Genomic DNA, 14,872 nt, shown 5'->3' with positions numbered 1-14,872 from the left:
TTGCCTTTTTGGCTTGTAGGAAAAATTGAACCAATTCTAAAATTGAGTCAATTCTGTTTTTGTGGCAAACAGCCGTTATGAGCGGATTGCGGGCAAGGCAGAAGGCGGATCGGCACCGCCGCATCATCGAGGCGGCGGCGGCGCTTTTCCGCGATGCCGGTTATGAAGGCGCCAAGATCGAGACCATCGCGGCGCAGGCCGAAGTCTCGGTCGGTACCATCTACAATTACTACCAGAACAAGGGCGACATCCTCGGCGCCATCGTCTCGATGGAGGTCAACGAGGTGCTGAATGCCGGGCGCGGCGTCGTCGCCAACCCACCGGCCAATGTCGGCGACGCTCTCGATACGCTGCTCGGCATCTATATCGAGCACTCGCTGCATTATCTCAGCAAGGAGATGTGGCGGCAGGCGATGGCGATCTCGACGCAACTGCCCGACAGCCCGTTCGGCCAGGCCTATACGGGGCTGGACCGCGCCCTGACCGAGCAGATCCGCGCGCTGATCGTCCGCCTGCAGGCGCTCGGCCTGGTGCGTCGCGACATCGACGGGCCGGCACTCGGCGAACTCATCTTCAACAACATGAACATGATGTTCATCGAATTCGTGAAGCGCGAGGAGGCGAGGATTGCCGAACTGCGCACGGCGATACGCAGGCAGAACAGGATATTGGTGGCGGCGATCGGAGTGTAAGAAGATCAAGGGCGAGTAGGGCCTGCAACACAAATCGCCGCAGCCGGAGCATCGCCTAACGGTTGATCAGCCATAGAATGGCCGAGAGCACGATGCTGACCAGTATTCCCGTGGTGATAGGGACATAAAGCCTGAAGTTCTCACGATCGATCACGATATCGCCGGGCAACCTGCCAAGGCCGGTCCGGGCCAACCAAGGCCACAGCAGGCCTAAGGCAACTATGCTGAGACCAACGACGATCAGAGTTCGCGACATGGCAGCATCCTGCCGGAAATAGTATCATGCCGGAGGATGAAATCTGATACAACCTAAAAGGGTATCAAGGGAGGGATTGGATGCAGATTTCCATCTGGCATTGGGCTATAGTGCTGCTGCTGATCGGCGTGCCTGTTTTCTTTGCCGTTCGGTCAGCCGCAAAGCCATTACAGGATACTTCGGCTCTCGTAGGTTTCGGAGGCTGGCTTATGCTGCTGGCGATTCTTCAGGCTTTCTCCCCGCTACGCACGCTCGTCTCATTGGGCTCATCGAGTGAAGGCTACCGACAGCTCATGACGCTCCCGAATGGCACCTTGGCGGTCTACGGAGAGATTGCCCTCTTGCTGGCGTTTGTGGTGTTCCAGGTGGTTGTGCTCTTTGCGATGCTGCTGCGGAGTTACCGCTTCAAGCAGCTATTCCTGTATCAGTGGTTTGCAATACCAATCGTGTTTATTCTGGACGCGGTATGGATCTCAGCGGTTATGAGCGCTCCCGTGAGCTTGGTGCTTGAATGGGATGCGCTGGTAATGCCCGCAGTTTCTTTTGTCCTGACCGGCATCTGGGTCGCCTACGTCTACAAGTCGGTCAGGGTGAGAAACACGTTCGACCGGGTCGCCATATCCGGTCAGGTCGCGAATGCTTCATAGAGCTTGCCGCGAGTCCTATGTGTGGCTGCCGACAAAAATGCCGGGCGCCCAATATGGACCCGGATCATCCGGCTACTAGGCCTGCTCGAGCGAGGATTTCAGGAGCCGGCGTGACATGCCCGTGCGGCTTGCAGTAGTCCGGGTCGATCGCGCGATAGCCGAGCAGATGGCCGAGTGGCGCCAGGATCCCCAGCGCCACTCGCTGAATCGCAGGTGGCGGGTGCGTGAAGACGATCACGTCGGCAAATTCTCTGGCGATGACTGCTGCCTGAAGCGGCGAAGGTCTACCTTTTCTGTCCACCTTGCCGGCATTGGCCAGGCCGAAGAGCATGCCGATCAGCAGCTCGAAACGGTTCGGGTCGACATTGTCCGCACCTGGCGCCCGGTCGACTTCGACCAGGACATGCGCTTCTTCGGTTTTGCTGCTGTTCCACCAATCATGTGCGACGCCTGCTTCGACCATGGCGGATTGGCCAGGCCCCAGGGACAAACTTTTCCCGGCGATGCAAGCGTCGAGACGGCCACGGAGGATGGTAAACCGTTCCGTCAGGTTCGGGTGGAAGTGCTCGCCCACCACTGCGGCTCCCGGCCGGGCGGTCAGATGAGCGATGCCAGGTCCCTGGCCGCGGTCTTCGGTGCCACGCAGGATGACCGCATATTCGCCGGTCACCTTGTTCTCGTAGACATCTCCACAGCGTGACATGGATCGGCTCCGGAGTTTCAGAGCACCACTGCTCGGCAACTCTATCGTCAAAGGCTTGGTCGTTCAACGACGCTCCAACGGGCGATTGCGGAAACACCAGTTGCCGGCTCTTCGTCAACGCGGGCGATCAGCGCTCTACCGAACATGCTTAGGCGGCCGCGCACGCGGAAACGGCACGACCGTCAGTGGCGCCTTGCGGAATTCCGCGATGGCTATTTCTTCAATCAGCGCGTCGAGGGCCTCGTTGACGCGTCGGCTCGTTTCATCCGCGCCGCAGAGGCGGTTTTGTGCGCACTCCAAAAGCTCGCGCGCCGCGGCGAAATCACTTCGCATGACAACACCCTTTGGTTTTTGGCCCGCCGCACCGACATTGTCGGCGCGCTTAATTGAGCGAGTGCTAATATACACAGGAGCAATTTAATCGAATGGTACGAGATGGCCGAGGCCGGGAGAGAGGGCCGAAATGACGGCTCTGCAACCGCGAAGTCACGCCCGGGCTCAGCGTCTCTAGATATGAGATGCTAACTCGTTGTCTGGCGACAGATTTTGCCAGCAATTTCACGGAAGTTTCTGGTGACCCGACGAGGACGGTCCCGACACGTACGCCCCTAATACGATCTTGGGCGGCTTATATATTCTCTGGCGGCGGCAATCTGGCGCCGGTGCTCGCGGAGGAAGGCTGCGCCGAAACAAATGGCGAAGGCCAGTACTGAAAGGCTTGTCGTTGCTCTTGATGTTGGATCGGGATCGGGACTTAGCAGGAAACGGAAACCGAACGCGAAGGCGAAGACGATAAATCCGCCAAATATGCCGTTGATGAAGGGGGCGGTCGTGCGTTTCTGCTCCAACGAAGACTCCTAGGTTTTCCGCTAGGGAACTATGGTTTCCGCTAGGGAATATATGCGTTGAAGCTGATGTGCTACCGATCCTGACGGCCCCGGCCTGTGGATATCGGGGATGAGCAGATATCAAGCGCCCCGGAGGTCTCAAGAAGCCCGTACTGGTGCCCCCGGACGGAATCGAACCGCCGACCTTCGGTTTACAAAACCGCTGCTCTACCAGCTGAGCTACAAGGGCACGGCGCTCCGGTTACCATATCTGCCGCGCCAGTAAAGACAAAACTCCGTTTTCGGCTGCCGCGAACGCGCCGGTTCTGCCGCCAGGGCGTCCTGAAAACGGCCAATTCGCTTCCTATATTGATCGAAGATGCAATCGCATCAGCGAGGCAGTCGCATGATCAGGTTTGTCATCATTCTCCCGCTCGTCGTCGTGGCCTGGGTTCTCCTGGTGAAGCTCATCAAGGACCTGAAGCGCGCCAATATCGACTGGACCGGCGTCACCACCATCATCGGTTTCATCGCGCTCGCCTTCTGGCTGCGGCATATCACCGGCATGGGATGAGGCCTGCCGACTGTTTCGGTGAACTGTCGACGGCGCGACCGTTCGTGTTCGCGCATCAGACCGCGCGATTTCTCCCGCCGAGAAAAAATCCAAAAAGACCTTCGAACCTTTTTCCTTGTTGCGACGACTGATGGTCAAGAGGCGGTTGGATCGCCTCCCACAACAAGGAGATCGTCATGTTCAAGCGCACCATCGTTGCCGGCCTCGTCGCCACCACTGTCGCCGCCGCCATGCTGGTCGGCACCGTTCAGCCGTCGGCCGCCCATCACAAGCACAAGCACCTCGGCATCGGCATTGCCGCAGGTGTCGGCGGCTTCCTGCTCGGCAGCGCGCTGGCCCAGCCGCGCACCGTCTATATCGAGGAAGACGGCGGCTCGTGGCACGTCCGGCGCTGCCTCAATCGCTACCAGAGCTACGACCCGTACTCGGACACCTATGTCGGCTACGACGGTTATCGTCATCGCTGCCGGCTTTGAGAGCCACTACTGCCAATTTTGAGAGGAGGTGACCGTTTCATGCAACCGGAAGAAGGGCGCCCCACTGGCCCTTTTTCTGTTGTTCGGCGATAGGCTTCTTGTCGAAATCGACTGACTATCAGTGTCGGCGCTGCCCCTCATCTGCCTGCCAGCATCTTCTCCCCGTATAGTGACGGGGAGAAGGGACGCTCTCGGCGATGATTTCGCCAGTCTCCAGCGCTGCAAGAGGGCGCCAAGGTCGCGGTCAGCTTCTTTCTCCCCGTCACTATACGGGGAGAAATGCCCGGCAGGGCAATGAGGGGCAGCGCCAGCTTCAGTCTCCAAGCAATTGAGCTATCATTTTGTCTCTGATTTCACCAGGAACCCGGCAGTATACAGCGATTTCCCAACAGCCTAATCTGCACCGATACCGAAACAGGGAGAGGGCGCTTGGGCGAGCACGATCCGAACGAAGAGCCGATCGAGACGGTTTTCCGCAACGGCACAATCACCACAGTCGGCATCCTGCTGGCGTTCTCGCTGGGCTTCATCACGCATTGGGCCGCCAACCCGATACCATGGGAAATCTATCACCTGGCCGCCGTCGTGCCGATTTTGATCGGCATTGCCCTGCAGATACGAGCGCTGCGGTTGCTGCTCGACATAACGTCTCTACAACGGCGCGTTTATGAACGCGCCAATCGTATCTTCATTGCCGGCCTCATCTTCACCGCCTGCGGAGTTGGGCTGGCGATGCTGCTTGATTTCTACGACCTATCGACCAAGAGCGCGGTGCCCGGGCCTAGCTCTGGCCATCCTGGCAGATGTCGCACCATTCCGCGCTGGTCAGCGCTGCTATGCGCTCGGCTCGCTGCCAAGGCCGGGAGGGGTCGGCAGTCCGCCGATCATCCTCGTCACCTCCGCCGCCGCATCGTGCACCAGCGGCCCGATCTCGGCCAGCCGTTCCGGCGTGACCCGTACTGTCGGCCCGGAGACCGAAACGCCGCCGATCGGCTCGCCGAATTCATTGAAGATGGCGGCGGCAACGCAGCGCATGCCCGGATGCCGCTCCTCGTCGTCAACCGACCAGCCGCGCAGCTTGATCGTCACCAGGTCGCGGGCGAGAGCCGAGATATCGGACAGCGTGTTTTCGGTGAAGCGCTCCAGCCCGGCCCGGCGCAGGATGGTGGCGACGCGCTCCGGCTCGAGATACGCCAGCACCGCCTTGCCGATGCCCGATGCATGGAAAGAGCTGCGCGTGCCCGGCCGGAAAAAGGCGCGGATCGCCTGGTGCGTCTCGACCTGACTGACGAAGACGACGCAATCGTCCTCGGCGACGCCGAGATTGGCGGTCTCGCCGGTCTTCTCCATCAATTCCTGCATGACGATACGGGCGCGGTCGACCAGCTTGCGGCGGCGCAGGAACGCCGCCCCCATGCGATAGGTCTCGACGCCGATCGACCACAGTTGGTCAGGGCCGTCGAACTCGACCATGCCGTGGTTTTCCAGCGTCGTCAGCATGCGGTAGGCGGTGGATGCCGGCAGACCGGAACTGGCGGCGATCTCGCTCAGCGACAGGCCACTGCCATCGGCGACGATTGCCAGGATCCGCAGCGCCCGGTCCAGCGACTGGACCGAGGCGGCCTCGGCCGGTCCGTTGAAGGCGCGCGGCCGGCCGCGCTGGCGTTTTTCGGTGGTTTCCATGGATCCATTCTTCGCTCTGTTCGCCCAATAAGCAATGAAAAAGTTTTTCACCGATTTGCGAAGCGAATTGGTGGAAAACAGAAAGTCAAATAAATTCAACTCACAAGAGCCGTTTTCTGGAAATGAAAAAATATTCTGAAAAAATTGAAAAAACATTGGTGCGCTGGCATCATCGGCTATCAACAATTCGGTGGAGGCTGACATGGCCAGGATGCGCGCAGTCGACGCAGCGGTTCTCGTTCTCGAAAAGGAAGGCATCTCCTGTGCCTTCGGCGTGCCGGGTGCTGCGATCAACCCGCTCTATTCGGCGCTGAAGGCGAGGGGCAGTATCCGCCACATCCTTGCGCGGCACGTCGAGGCGGCTTCGCATATGGCCGAAGGGTTTACCCGCGCCAGATCGGGCAATATCGGTCTGTGCATCGGCACCTCCGGTCCCGCCGGCACCGACATGATCACCGGCCTCTATTCGGCCGCTGCCGATTCAATTCCCATCCTCTGCATCACCGGACAGGCGCCGCGCGCGCGTCTCAACAAGGAGGATTTTCAGGCCGTCGACATTGCGGCGATCGCCGCACCCGTCGCCAAATGGGCGGTCACCGTCATGGAACCCTATCTGGTGCCGATGGCGCTGCAGAAAGCGTTCCATCTGATGCGCTCGTCGCGGCCGGGGCCGGTACTGATCGATTTGCCTGTCGATGTGCAACTGACCGAGATCGAGTTCGACATCGAAGCCTACGAGCCGCTGGTGCCGTTCAAGCCGGCAATGTCGCGCGCCCAGGCCGAGAAGGCGTTGACGATGCTGAATGCGGCGGAAAAGCCTGTCATCGTCGCCGGCGGCGGCATCATCAACGCCGATGCGTCCGATCTGCTGATCGAGTTCGCCGAGGTCGCCGGCGTGCCTGTCATTCCGACGCTGATGGGCTGGGGCGCGATCCCCGACGACCACCGCCTGATGGCCGGCATGTGCGGGCTGCAGACCTCGCACCGCTATGGCAATGCCACGATGCTCGAAGCCGACTTCGTTTTCGGCATCGGCAACCGCTGGGCCAACCGCCACACCGGTTCGGTCGACGTCTATACCAAGGGCAAGAAATTCATCCACGTTGACATCGAGCCGACGCAGATCGGCCGCGTCTTCGCGCCGGACCTCGGCGTCGTCTCGGACGCCGGTGCGGCGCTGAAAATGCTGCTCGACGTCGCCACCGAATGGAGGACGGCCGGGAAATTGCGCGACTGGTCGGGCTGGGCCGGCGAATGCCGGCAGCGCAAGAAGACGATGAAACGCAAGACGCATTTCGACCAGGTGCCGCTGAAGCCGCAGCGCGTCTACGAGGAGATGAACAAGGCGTTCGGCCGCGACACCACCTATGTCACCACGATCGGCCTGTCCCAGATCGCCGGGGCGCAATTCCTGCACGTCTACAAGCCACGCAACTGGATCAATTGCGGCCAGGCCGGCCCGCTCGGCTGGACATTGCCGGCAGCCCTCGGTGTTCGCGCCGCCGATCCGGACCGCACAATTGTGGCATTGTCCGGCGACTATGATTTCCAGTTCATGATCGAGGAACTGGCGGCCGGCGCACAGCACAAATTGCCCTACATCCATGTCGTCGTGAACAACGCCTATCTCGGGCTGATTCGCCAGGCGCAGCGCGGCTTTTCGATGGATTTCGAAGTCAGCCTGGCCTTCGAGAACGTCAATCGACAGGGCGATCCAGAGGCGGGCTACGGCGTCGACCACGTCGCCGTTGCCGAGGCGATGGGCTGCAAGGCCGTCAGGGTGCGCCGGCCGGAGGAATTCGCCGGTGCCTTCGAAGAGGCAAAGCGCCTGATGGACGAGCATCAGGTTCCGGTGGTGCTCGAATTCATCCTCGAGCGCGTCACCAACGTTTCGATGGGTACCGAAATCGACAAGATCACCGAATTCGAGGAGCTTGCCGAACGCCATGAAGATGCCCCCACGGCGATCGTCATGCTCGATTAAGCCGCATATGAGGAACTACTGCCATGCCACGGTTCTCAGCCAATCTTTCGATGCTCTTTGGCGAGCATGACTTCCTCGACCGCTTCGATGCCGCCGCCCGCGCGGGCTTCAAGGGCGTCGAGTATATCGGCCCCTATGACCATGCGCCGGATGTCGTCGCGACTAGGTTGAAGAAGAACGGGCTGACGCAGGTCCTGTTCAACCTGCCTGCCGGCGACTGGGCCAAGGGCGAGCGCGGAATCGCGGTCCTGCCGGACCGCATCCCGGAGTTCCGGCAGGGCATTGCCAAGGTCGTCACCTATGCCCATGCGCTCGGCTGCGAGCAGGTCAACTGCCTCGCCGGCATCGCGCCGCAAGGCGTCGATCGCTCCGTGCTGGAAGACGTCTTCGCCGAAAATCTGGCTTTCGCGGCCGAAAAGCTGGAGCAGGCCGGCATCAGGCTGCTGATCGAGCCGATCAACACCCGGGACATTCCGGGTTTTTTCCTGAATCACTCGGACCAGGCTCTGGCCCTGATCGACCGCGTCGGCTCGAAGAACCTGTTCCTGCAATACGATATCTATCACATGCAGATCATGGAGGGGGATCTCGCCCGTACCATCGAGGCAAACCTCAACCGCATCGCGCATATCCAGCTTGCGGATAATCCCGGCCGTCATGAGCCGGGGACGGGCGAGATCAATTTTCCCTTCCTGTACAACCACATCGACCGCATCGGCTATTCCCGCTGGGTCGGTGCGGAGTACAAGCCCAAGGGCGGAACGGAAACCGGGCTCGGGTGGTTTCGGGACGCGGCCGGGCAGGGGAGTGCGGCGGCATAGACGCTACGTGTCGCACGTCACGTTCCTTCGCGCCCCCCTCTGGCCTGCCCTCTTTGCCAAAACTTGGCATCTCCCCCACAAGGAGGGAGATTGGATGTCACCGCCGCTTTCGCCAATTTTCGAGGTCGGGAAAGTTTAAGGGCCGGCGCGGCAACTGCCGATCTCCCCACTCGTGGGGGAGATGGCCGGCAGGCCAGAGGGGGGCCCGCAGGAAAGCCCCCTTAACAAGAAACGGAGAAAAACATGGACACAATCGGCTTCATCGGTCTCGGCATCATGGGCGCGCCGATGGCGGGGCATTTGCTAGACGCCGGTTATCAGGTCGTCGCCAGCGACCACCGCTCGAAACCGCCGGCCGACCTCGTCGCCAAGGGCCTGAAGGCCGTCACCGGCCATGATGCCGTCGCGCGTGCCGCCGACATCGTCATCACCATGGTTCCGGATACGCCGCAGGTCGCCGACGTGCTGTTCGGTGAGAACGGCGTCGCGTCAGGCCTCACTAAAGGCAAGCTGGTCATCGACATGAGCTCGATCTCGCCGATCGAGACCAAGGCCTTTGCAAAAAAGATCAACGATCTCGGCTGCGACTACCTCGACGCGCCGGTGTCGGGCGGCGAGGTCGGGGCCAAAGCGGCATCGCTGACGATCATGGTCGGCGGCGAAAAAAATGCCTACGAACGCGTCAGGCCTATCTTCGAGAAGTTGGGCAAGAACATCACTTTGGTCGGGCCTAACGGTGTCGGCCAGACCACCAAGGTCGCCAATCAGATCGTCGTCGCGCTGACTATCGAGGCCGTCGCCGAAGCGCTTGTCTTTGCTTCAAAAGCCGGCGCCGACCCGGCCAAGGTCCGGCAGGCGCTGATGGGCGGGCTCGCAAACTCGCGCATCCTGGAAGTGCATGGCGAGCGCATGATCAAGCGCACTTTCGCGCCCGGCTTCCGCATCGAACTCCACCAGAAGGATCTCAATCTGGCGCTGGAAGGCGCGAAGGCGCTTGGGGTAGCACTACCCAACACTTCAACGACGCAGCAATTGTTCAACTCGTGCGCGGCGAATGGCGGGTCAAAGGAGGATCATTCGGCGCTGGTTCGGGCGCTGGAGCGGATGGCGGGATGTGAAGTGGGTCAATAGTGAATAGTGAATGGTGAATGGTGAATAGGTAGTCAGTTGCAGATAGGTGAGTAGTTGGTAGTGAATTGGTCACGACTTACGGACAGTCTCACCATTCACCATTCACCATTCACCATTCACCATTCACCATTCACCATTCACCATTCACTCTTTCAAAAATTTCCTCGCCGCATAAAGCGCCACCGCCGCGGCATTCGACACGTTGAGCGAGCGGATGGCGCCCGGCATGTCGAGGCGGGCGAGCGTCGTCACCGTTTCGCGCGTTTTCTGGCGCAGGCCTTTGCCCTCGGCGCCAAGTACCAACGCGATCTTTTCTCCGGCAAAGCTCGTTTCGAGCTCCGCCGGCCCGTCCGAATCCAGGCCGATCGTCTGGAATCCGGCCTCGTGCAGCTGCCCCAGCGCATCGGCGAGGTTCTTCACCTCGATCTGATCGATATGCTCGAGCGCGCCGGAGGCCGATTTCGCCAGCACGCCGGATTCCTGCGGGCTGTGGCGCGCCGTGGTGATCAATGCACCGGCGCCGAAAGCCACCGCCGAGCGCAGGATCGCACCGACATTGTGCGGATCGGTGATCTGGTCGAGCACCAGCACCAGCCTGGTGTCGCCGAGCGCATCGAGCCGCTTCGGTTTCAGCGGCTCGGCCTCGATCACCACGCCCTGGTGAACGGCATCCGAGCCGGTGACCTTGTCGATGTCCCTGGGTTCGACCAACTCCGCGTTGAAGGGCAAAGCGCCAAGGTCGGCGATTGCCAGTCGCTCGGCAGCGTTGCGCGTCACCAGCATCTTCTTGATTTTGCGGCGCGGATTGTCGAGTGCGGCCCGCACCGTGTGCAGCCCGTAGAGCCGCACCAGCCCATCCGCCGGGTTCTCGCCGGGCGGCACCGGCTGGCGTGGCCTGAATGCAGGCGCGCCACCGCTCTTCTCGTCGCGATGCGCGCGGCGCAGCTTCGCGTAGTGGGTGTCTTTAGGGGTCTTCGATTTGTTGTCGTTGCTCATGGCCGGCTTCTATAGCCGTGTCGTCCGGCCATGGATACAGCTGCATAAGCTGCTTGTCGGGCGAGGCGTGAGATTCAGCGCTTTTTGCCGGACTGTTGCGGTTGACAGTTTTGGGCGCTGCCGCCATAAGGCGCTTCGCGGAAGGGCTGCTTTGGCGGCCGCGACGCGTCGATGCCTCGTTGCATGGCTCCGGCGGCAGACTGGAGAGGTGCCCGAGTGGTTAAAGGGGACGGACTGTAAATCCGTTGGCTATGCCTACGTTGGTTCAAATCCAACCCTCTCCACCACTGCCGGCCCGGAAGCCCTGAAACGCAGAGCGAGCGTCGGAGCGGATCCGATGCTTGACTGAAAGGCGCGGGTATAGCTCAGTGGTAGAGCAGCAGCCTTCCAAGCTGAATATGCGGGTTCGATTCCCGCTACCCGCTCCAGATTTCCCCCAAGCCGCGGCGCACCTCGCGCACGATGCCGAAGCAGGCACCGCCAAGCGAAGCGCTTTGCCGATAATTCAAAGTATTCGTTGCGCGTCCAGACGGACGCGCATCTTAATCTGTGTTATCGTTGTCCCGAACCGCAGGCGGCGTTGGGACAGGCGTCAGCTCGCGAATTTGCTGAATATGGACGCGAGCTGGTTCTGCTGCGGCACTTGCCCGTTCGGCGTCAGCTGGTCGACAAGCCCGGGCAAGGCCGCGGACAATTGCTTGAGCAGATCCTGCTGGTTCAGGCCCGTCCTTTGCGCGATCTCCTGAATGATTTGTGGCCCGAGAGCACTGCCCAGATCGCTGGGGTTGATCGGCTGGTTCTGACCGGTACCGACCCACGAATTGGCAACGTTGCCGTGGCCGGCGTCCTTCAGTTTGTCGAGCAGGCCGCCCAGACCGCCGAGCAGGCCGCCGTCGGCAGATGCGGTTGTATCAGGCGGGACGGGGGCAGGGCTTTGCGCTGCCTCCGTCTGGGCGGAACTTCCACCGCTCAGCATTTTTCCCACCAAAAGTGCGCCGAGCGCGATCATCAGCGGCTTGGCGACGTTGCCGCCGGGAACGGCATTGTCAAACAGTCCCATTGTGGATCTCCATGTCAAATTGCCCGTCCGTCTCCAACAATGACGCATCCATGGCGAATTTCAAGCCGGTTTGAGCTTTCCGTAATCATGATTTTCAAGTTGGCTTGAGCTTTGCTTAATAATGTGGAAGTAATCGGGCGCGGGGAACGGAGAGGAAAAATGTCAATATTAAGCTGGATTATTCTGGGCGTCATCGCCGGCTTCATAGGCAGCAAGATCGTCAATAAAAGCGGGCAAGGCCTGGTGCTCGACATCGTGCTTGGGATCGTCGGCGCCATCGTCGGCGGGCTCATCTTTAGCGCCTTTGGAGCGTCGGGCGTTACCGGGCTCAACATCTATAGCCTGATAGTCGCCGTGGTCGGTGCGGTGGTGGTCCTGTGGGCCTATCACCAGTTCAGCGGCAAGAGGGCTCTGTAGAAGCCGCTCGGCAATTGCGTCGGCATTCACCCGAATGCCGACCGCCTATCTGATCCTTTTGAGGATTTCGCGGATCAGCGTGTTGAGGCCGGCTTCCAGCCCTCTCACCATGATCGGCCATAATTCCTCGAGCAATCGCTGCCATACCGCATCGCGCCCAATCCTCACCGGTAGATTTGGCATCGCGCCCATTGCCACCGTCACGTCGCGGCGCAGCCGCTCGCCACAGGCGCTTGCGCCGCTGATCGTCGGATCGAAGGGCAGCCGGGTGAAATCCCATTTTCCGCGCTGCTCGATGCCGAGATTACTCTCGACTTCGGCATGCGACAGCACCGTTTTGGGCGTGACCTTGATGCGGTAGTATTTGCAGAGTTCGGCGACGACGGCGGCCATCGCGTCCCACTGCGCCCTGGTCATCGGATAGCGGCCGGCATCGAACGGCCTTTGCTCCGCCCCGGCCATGCAGCAGAGCGAAACCCCGATCGAGCCGCCGTTGCAGTTGAGCGTGTGCGCGGCATATCCCGGTTTTACCCGGCCTGAATTGAGCGCGATCGAAGGCCGGCCCCTGACCAGGCGGCCATTCCCCTCGACCAGTATGTGATACGCATCCCTGTCGGTATCGCCGGCCGAATGCGAGCCGGCCGTCCAGTGGCAAATGACGCGCTTCATCGCAACATTGGGCAACCAGTCGGGCGGCAATGCCACAGAAATCCCCCGCGACATAGGTTCAGTGACGGAGCACAGTATAGTTTCCTTGGCGGCGGACGCGAAAACGAAACGATAATTTGGTTGAGCGTTTTCTAACGGTCAGCTATTCGCCGGCATCTCCGGCGGCCGCGTGTTCTCTGTATTGCGGCAGATCGTCGGTGATCGTGAACCACTTCGCCTTGGAGCCGACGAAGATGTGCTGCGTCGGGCGGATGGTCGGCTCGTCGACGAGGCTTCCCATGGCGACATGCACGAAGGCACCGTCGCGGACCACCGAATAGAGCAACGAGCCGCAAGTCTTGCAGTGCGCGTCATGGCCGGTTTCGTCGCCGAAGATCATGAGATTGTCCTCGCCCCCGGTCAGGCTCAGCCTGTCGCGCTCGATGCCGGCGAATGGCTTGAAGGCCGAGCCGGTGGTGCGCCGGCAGTTCGAGCAGTGGCAGTTCGCGGCATAGACGAACGCGTCCGCCACCGTGTACTGAACGGCGCCGCACAGGCACTTTCCGATAAGCCTGCGGTTGCGTGAATTCTGGTTGTCATCCGGGCTTGCCACGCGCTCCTCCCATTATGCAGGCCGATTTCAGTTTCAAGCGACGACGGTCAACCGGCGCTTGCGCTCGTCGAGCGAGACGATGGTCAACCCGCTGGCCACCACCAGCAGGATGCCGCAGACGGCCAGCGCATTCGGGAGCTGCCGGAATACCACCAGGCCTGAAATCACCGCCCAGACGGTAAAGCAATAGTAGAACGGCGCTACCACGCTGGTCGGCCCGACGCGATAGGCCATGAAGATGAAGAAGTGGCCGAAGATCAGGAACAGTCCGGCGCCGCCCATCAGCAGCAGGTGACGGATTTCAGGCACCACCCACTGCTCGGAAACCAGATGCGCAACGCCGGCGCCCGCGAGCACGACAATCACCGCGGAAATAGCTACGACCATTCCCGGCACGTCGGCGGCGACCTTGCGTCCGGCCAGATCGCGCGCCGCGGACAGGGCGGCATTGCCTAGCGCCAGCAGGGCGTAGACCGAAATCCCCTGCATTGTCGGTTGTGCCACCATCACCGCGCCGACAAAGCCGAGCCCGATCAGCGCCAGGCGTACCCCGCCGATCCGTTCGCCAAACAGCATCGATGAGCCGACCAGCATCAGCAAGGGCGTGATCTGTCCGAGCGCGGTCGAATCGGCGATCTGCATGTTGGCGAGCGCCACCACGTAGCAAAGGATCGCACCCAGTTCGAGCATGTTCCTGCGCAAAACCTTGGCGTCGAGGATCAGCGGGATCTGCTTGCCATAGCCCAGCATGAACAGCAGCGGAATGCCCCACAATGTTGCCGCAGCGCCGCGCAGGAACAGCACCTCATAGGGCGGCAGTCCCGCGGTTGCTAGCTTCATCATCGTGTCGTTGACGATGTAGGACCCGGTCGAAACGACCATGAACAGCGGGCCTCGTATGGCAGTCGGGATGAAATGCATCGGCCCACGAAATCAGACCGGCGCCAGGGCGGCAATGGGCCAGATCCGGCTGTAAATCCGTCAAAGCCGTCAGCCGCAGCCGCAATCATTCCATTTGCCCTTGTTCGTTCCTATATCCGCGCCACATTCTCCGAAACCGGATCACGCGTTCGGGCCGGGCGAGCGCGCTCGGCGACAAGGCACTTGTGTTTTTCGGCCTTAGTCGCTAATCGCCCCGCATTCGACTGAACTGAAGGTCCAGGCCGTCCCCAGGCCGTCCAAGGAAAGAGACTATGGCAAAAGGTAAATTCGAGCGCACTAAGCCTCATGTGAACATTGGCACGATCGGTCACGTCGACCATGGCAAGACGTCGCTGACGGCGGCGATCACCAAGTATTTTGGCGAATACAAGCGCTACGACCAGATCGATGCGGCGCCGGAAG

The 14,872-nt window shown here is 60.9% G+C and carries 19 protein-coding genes and 3 tRNA genes; 11 read left to right on the top strand and 11 right to left on the bottom strand.

All coding sequences use genetic code 11. The annotated features are described in order from the left end of the window. The first annotated feature begins 77 nt into the window (after positions 1-77). On the top strand, positions 78-692 hold the full coding sequence (locus tag NKI24_RS21430) for a TetR/AcrR family transcriptional regulator (RefSeq protein ID WP_352472778.1): 615 nt from the start codon (positions 78-80) through the stop codon (positions 690-692). A 55-nt stretch (positions 693-747) separates the two neighbouring features. Here the strand turns inward: NKI24_RS21430 and NKI24_RS21425 are convergent, their stop codons facing one another. Continuing rightward, positions 748-948 (bottom strand): DUF2905 domain-containing protein, encoded by a 201-nt coding sequence (locus tag NKI24_RS21425; protein ID WP_352451072.1) that lies wholly within the window; start codon positions 946-948, stop codon positions 748-750. 80 nt (positions 949-1,028) lie between these two features. Between NKI24_RS21425 and NKI24_RS21420 the strand changes: the two genes are divergently transcribed. Next, on the top strand, positions 1,029-1,595 hold the full coding sequence (locus tag NKI24_RS21420; protein WP_352748090.1) for a DUF2569 family protein: 567 nt from the start codon (positions 1,029-1,031) through the stop codon (positions 1,593-1,595). Positions 1,596-1,659: 64 nt separating this feature from the next. On the opposite strand, the gene NKI24_RS21415 is transcribed toward NKI24_RS21420, so the two are convergent. The 4 genes from NKI24_RS21415 to NKI24_RS21400 form a co-directional block, all read right to left on the bottom strand. Further along, the gene (locus NKI24_RS21415; RefSeq protein WP_352748088.1) at positions 1,660-2,298 is read right to left on the bottom strand and encodes a cupin domain-containing protein; all 639 of its coding nucleotides are present in this window, start codon (positions 2,296-2,298) and stop codon (positions 1,660-1,662) included. 135 nt (positions 2,299-2,433) lie between these two features. Further along, positions 2,434-2,631 (bottom strand): hypothetical protein, encoded by a 198-nt coding sequence (locus tag NKI24_RS21410; protein WP_084641813.1) that lies wholly within the window; start codon positions 2,629-2,631, stop codon positions 2,434-2,436. Between the two features lie 275 nt (positions 2,632-2,906). Then, positions 2,907-3,146: a hypothetical protein gene (locus NKI24_RS21405; protein ID WP_156937488.1), complete on the bottom strand. Its 240-nt coding sequence runs from the start codon at positions 3,144-3,146 to the stop codon at positions 2,907-2,909. A 153-nt stretch (positions 3,147-3,299) separates the two neighbouring features. Further along, positions 3,300-3,375 (bottom strand) — tRNA-Thr (locus NKI24_RS21400). 156 nt (positions 3,376-3,531) lie between these two features. Between NKI24_RS21400 and NKI24_RS21395 the strand changes: the two genes are divergently transcribed. Further along, the gene (locus NKI24_RS21395) at positions 3,532-3,699 is read left to right on the top strand and encodes a hypothetical protein (protein WP_352492505.1); all 168 of its coding nucleotides are present in this window, start codon (positions 3,532-3,534) and stop codon (positions 3,697-3,699) included. Positions 3,700-3,875: 176 nt separating this feature from the next. Next, positions 3,876-4,175, top strand: a complete 300-nt coding sequence (locus NKI24_RS21390; RefSeq protein ID WP_352748085.1) for a BA14K family protein — start codon at positions 3,876-3,878, stop codon at positions 4,173-4,175. 834 nt (positions 4,176-5,009) lie between these two features. On the opposite strand, the gene bhcR is transcribed toward NKI24_RS21390, so the two are convergent. Then, positions 5,010-5,858, bottom strand: coding sequence for an HTH-type transcriptional regulator BhcR (gene bhcR / locus NKI24_RS21380; protein WP_352746792.1), 849 nt, complete (start codon positions 5,856-5,858; stop codon positions 5,010-5,012). 202 nt (positions 5,859-6,060) lie between these two features. Here bhcR and gcl point away from each other — a divergent pair, with 202 nt between their 5' ends. The 3 genes from gcl (at position 6,061) to NKI24_RS21365 (ending at position 9,794) form a co-directional block, all read left to right on the top strand. Continuing rightward, on the top strand, positions 6,061-7,842 hold the full coding sequence (gene gcl, locus NKI24_RS21375) for a glyoxylate carboligase (protein ID WP_352748081.1): 1,782 nt from the start codon (positions 6,061-6,063) through the stop codon (positions 7,840-7,842). A 23-nt stretch (positions 7,843-7,865) separates the two neighbouring features. After that, entirely contained in the window at positions 7,866-8,663 is a 798-nt protein-coding gene (gene hyi, locus NKI24_RS21370; protein ID WP_352748078.1) for a hydroxypyruvate isomerase, read from the top strand. 243 nt (positions 8,664-8,906) lie between these two features. Continuing rightward, entirely contained in the window at positions 8,907-9,794 is an 888-nt protein-coding gene (locus NKI24_RS21365; RefSeq protein ID WP_352748075.1) for a 2-hydroxy-3-oxopropionate reductase, read from the top strand. A gap of 144 nt (positions 9,795-9,938) precedes the next feature. On the opposite strand, the gene NKI24_RS21360 is transcribed toward NKI24_RS21365, so the two are convergent. Beyond that, positions 9,939-10,790: a TrmH family RNA methyltransferase gene (locus tag NKI24_RS21360; RefSeq protein ID WP_352702323.1), complete on the bottom strand. Its 852-nt coding sequence runs from the start codon at positions 10,788-10,790 to the stop codon at positions 9,939-9,941. 202 nt (positions 10,791-10,992) lie between these two features. Between NKI24_RS21360 and NKI24_RS21355 the strand changes: the two genes are divergently transcribed. Both NKI24_RS21355 and NKI24_RS21350 read left to right on the top strand, forming a co-directional pair. Further along, a tRNA-Tyr gene (locus NKI24_RS21355) sits at positions 10,993-11,077 on the top strand. Positions 11,078-11,144: 67 nt separating this feature from the next. Beyond that, positions 11,145-11,218, top strand: a tRNA-Gly gene (locus NKI24_RS21350). A gap of 164 nt (positions 11,219-11,382) precedes the next feature. Here NKI24_RS21350 and NKI24_RS21345 read toward each other — a convergent pair. Next, a complete protein-coding gene (locus NKI24_RS21345) occupies positions 11,383-11,850 on the bottom strand; it encodes a YidB family protein (protein ID WP_352578225.1) in 468 nt (155 codons plus the stop codon). A 159-nt stretch (positions 11,851-12,009) separates the two neighbouring features. On the opposite strand from NKI24_RS21345, the gene NKI24_RS21340 reads away from it, so the two are divergent. After that, the gene (locus NKI24_RS21340) at positions 12,010-12,267 is read left to right on the top strand and encodes a GlsB/YeaQ/YmgE family stress response membrane protein (RefSeq protein ID WP_023717513.1); all 258 of its coding nucleotides are present in this window, start codon (positions 12,010-12,012) and stop codon (positions 12,265-12,267) included. A gap of 45 nt (positions 12,268-12,312) precedes the next feature. Here the strand turns inward: NKI24_RS21340 and NKI24_RS21335 are convergent, their stop codons facing one another. The 3 genes from NKI24_RS21335 to NKI24_RS21325 form a co-directional block, all read right to left on the bottom strand. Further along, positions 12,313-12,972: a peptidoglycan recognition protein family protein gene (locus NKI24_RS21335; protein ID WP_352451060.1), complete on the bottom strand. Its 660-nt coding sequence runs from the start codon at positions 12,970-12,972 to the stop codon at positions 12,313-12,315. A gap of 106 nt (positions 12,973-13,078) precedes the next feature. Beyond that, positions 13,079-13,528, bottom strand: a complete 450-nt coding sequence (locus NKI24_RS21330) for a GFA family protein (RefSeq protein ID WP_352451059.1) — start codon at positions 13,526-13,528, stop codon at positions 13,079-13,081. A 33-nt stretch (positions 13,529-13,561) separates the two neighbouring features. After that, positions 13,562-14,449, bottom strand: coding sequence for a DMT family transporter (locus NKI24_RS21325; RefSeq protein WP_352748070.1), 888 nt, complete (start codon positions 14,447-14,449; stop codon positions 13,562-13,564). A 272-nt stretch (positions 14,450-14,721) separates the two neighbouring features. Between NKI24_RS21325 and NKI24_RS21320 the strand changes: the two genes are divergently transcribed. Continuing rightward, a partial coding sequence (locus NKI24_RS21320; RefSeq protein WP_352643320.1) for a GTP-binding protein occupies positions 14,722-14,872 on the top strand: 151 nt, incomplete at its 3' end.

The sequence above is a fragment of the Mesorhizobium sp. M0701 genome, assembly GCF_040320365.1.
In the GTDB taxonomy this organism is placed as follows: domain Bacteria; phylum Pseudomonadota; class Alphaproteobacteria; order Rhizobiales; family Rhizobiaceae; genus Mesorhizobium.
This window is presented reverse-complemented; position numbering and strand designations above follow the sequence as displayed.

Excerpts from the sequence above, each read along its gene's own strand:
- NKI24_RS21390 (WP_352748085.1), top strand. The coding sequence starts at position 3,876 with ATGTTCAAGCGCACCATCGTTGCCGGCCTCGTCGCCACCACTGTCGCC.
- NKI24_RS21430 (WP_352472778.1), top strand. The coding sequence starts at position 78 with ATGAGCGGATTGCGGGCAAGGCAGAAGGCGGATCGGCACCGCCGCATC.
- gcl (WP_352748081.1), top strand. The coding sequence starts at position 6,061 with ATGGCCAGGATGCGCGCAGTCGACGCAGCGGTTCTCGTTCTCGAAAAG.
- bhcR (WP_352746792.1), bottom strand. The coding sequence starts at position 5,858 with ATGGAAACCACCGAAAAACGCCAGCGCGGCCGGCCGCGCGCCTTCAAC.
- NKI24_RS21340 (WP_023717513.1), top strand. The coding sequence starts at position 12,010 with ATGTCAATATTAAGCTGGATTATTCTGGGCGTCATCGCCGGCTTCATA.
- NKI24_RS21325 (WP_352748070.1), bottom strand. The coding sequence starts at position 14,449 with ATGCATTTCATCCCGACTGCCATACGAGGCCCGCTGTTCATGGTCGTT.
- NKI24_RS21425 (WP_352451072.1), bottom strand. The coding sequence starts at position 948 with ATGTCGCGAACTCTGATCGTCGTTGGTCTCAGCATAGTTGCCTTAGGC.
- NKI24_RS21345 (WP_352578225.1), bottom strand. The coding sequence starts at position 11,850 with ATGGGACTGTTTGACAATGCCGTTCCCGGCGGCAACGTCGCCAAGCCG.
- NKI24_RS21360 (WP_352702323.1), bottom strand. The coding sequence starts at position 10,790 with ATGAGCAACGACAACAAATCGAAGACCCCTAAAGACACCCACTACGCG.
- NKI24_RS21410 (WP_084641813.1), bottom strand. The coding sequence starts at position 2,631 with ATGCGAAGTGATTTCGCCGCGGCGCGCGAGCTTTTGGAGTGCGCACAA.
- NKI24_RS21415 (WP_352748088.1), bottom strand. The coding sequence starts at position 2,298 with ATGTCACGCTGTGGAGATGTCTACGAGAACAAGGTGACCGGCGAATAT.
- NKI24_RS21420 (WP_352748090.1), top strand. The coding sequence starts at position 1,029 with ATGCAGATTTCCATCTGGCATTGGGCTATAGTGCTGCTGCTGATCGGC.
- hyi (WP_352748078.1), top strand. The coding sequence starts at position 7,866 with ATGCCACGGTTCTCAGCCAATCTTTCGATGCTCTTTGGCGAGCATGAC.
- NKI24_RS21365 (WP_352748075.1), top strand. The coding sequence starts at position 8,907 with ATGGACACAATCGGCTTCATCGGTCTCGGCATCATGGGCGCGCCGATG.
- NKI24_RS21395 (WP_352492505.1), top strand. The coding sequence starts at position 3,532 with ATGATCAGGTTTGTCATCATTCTCCCGCTCGTCGTCGTGGCCTGGGTT.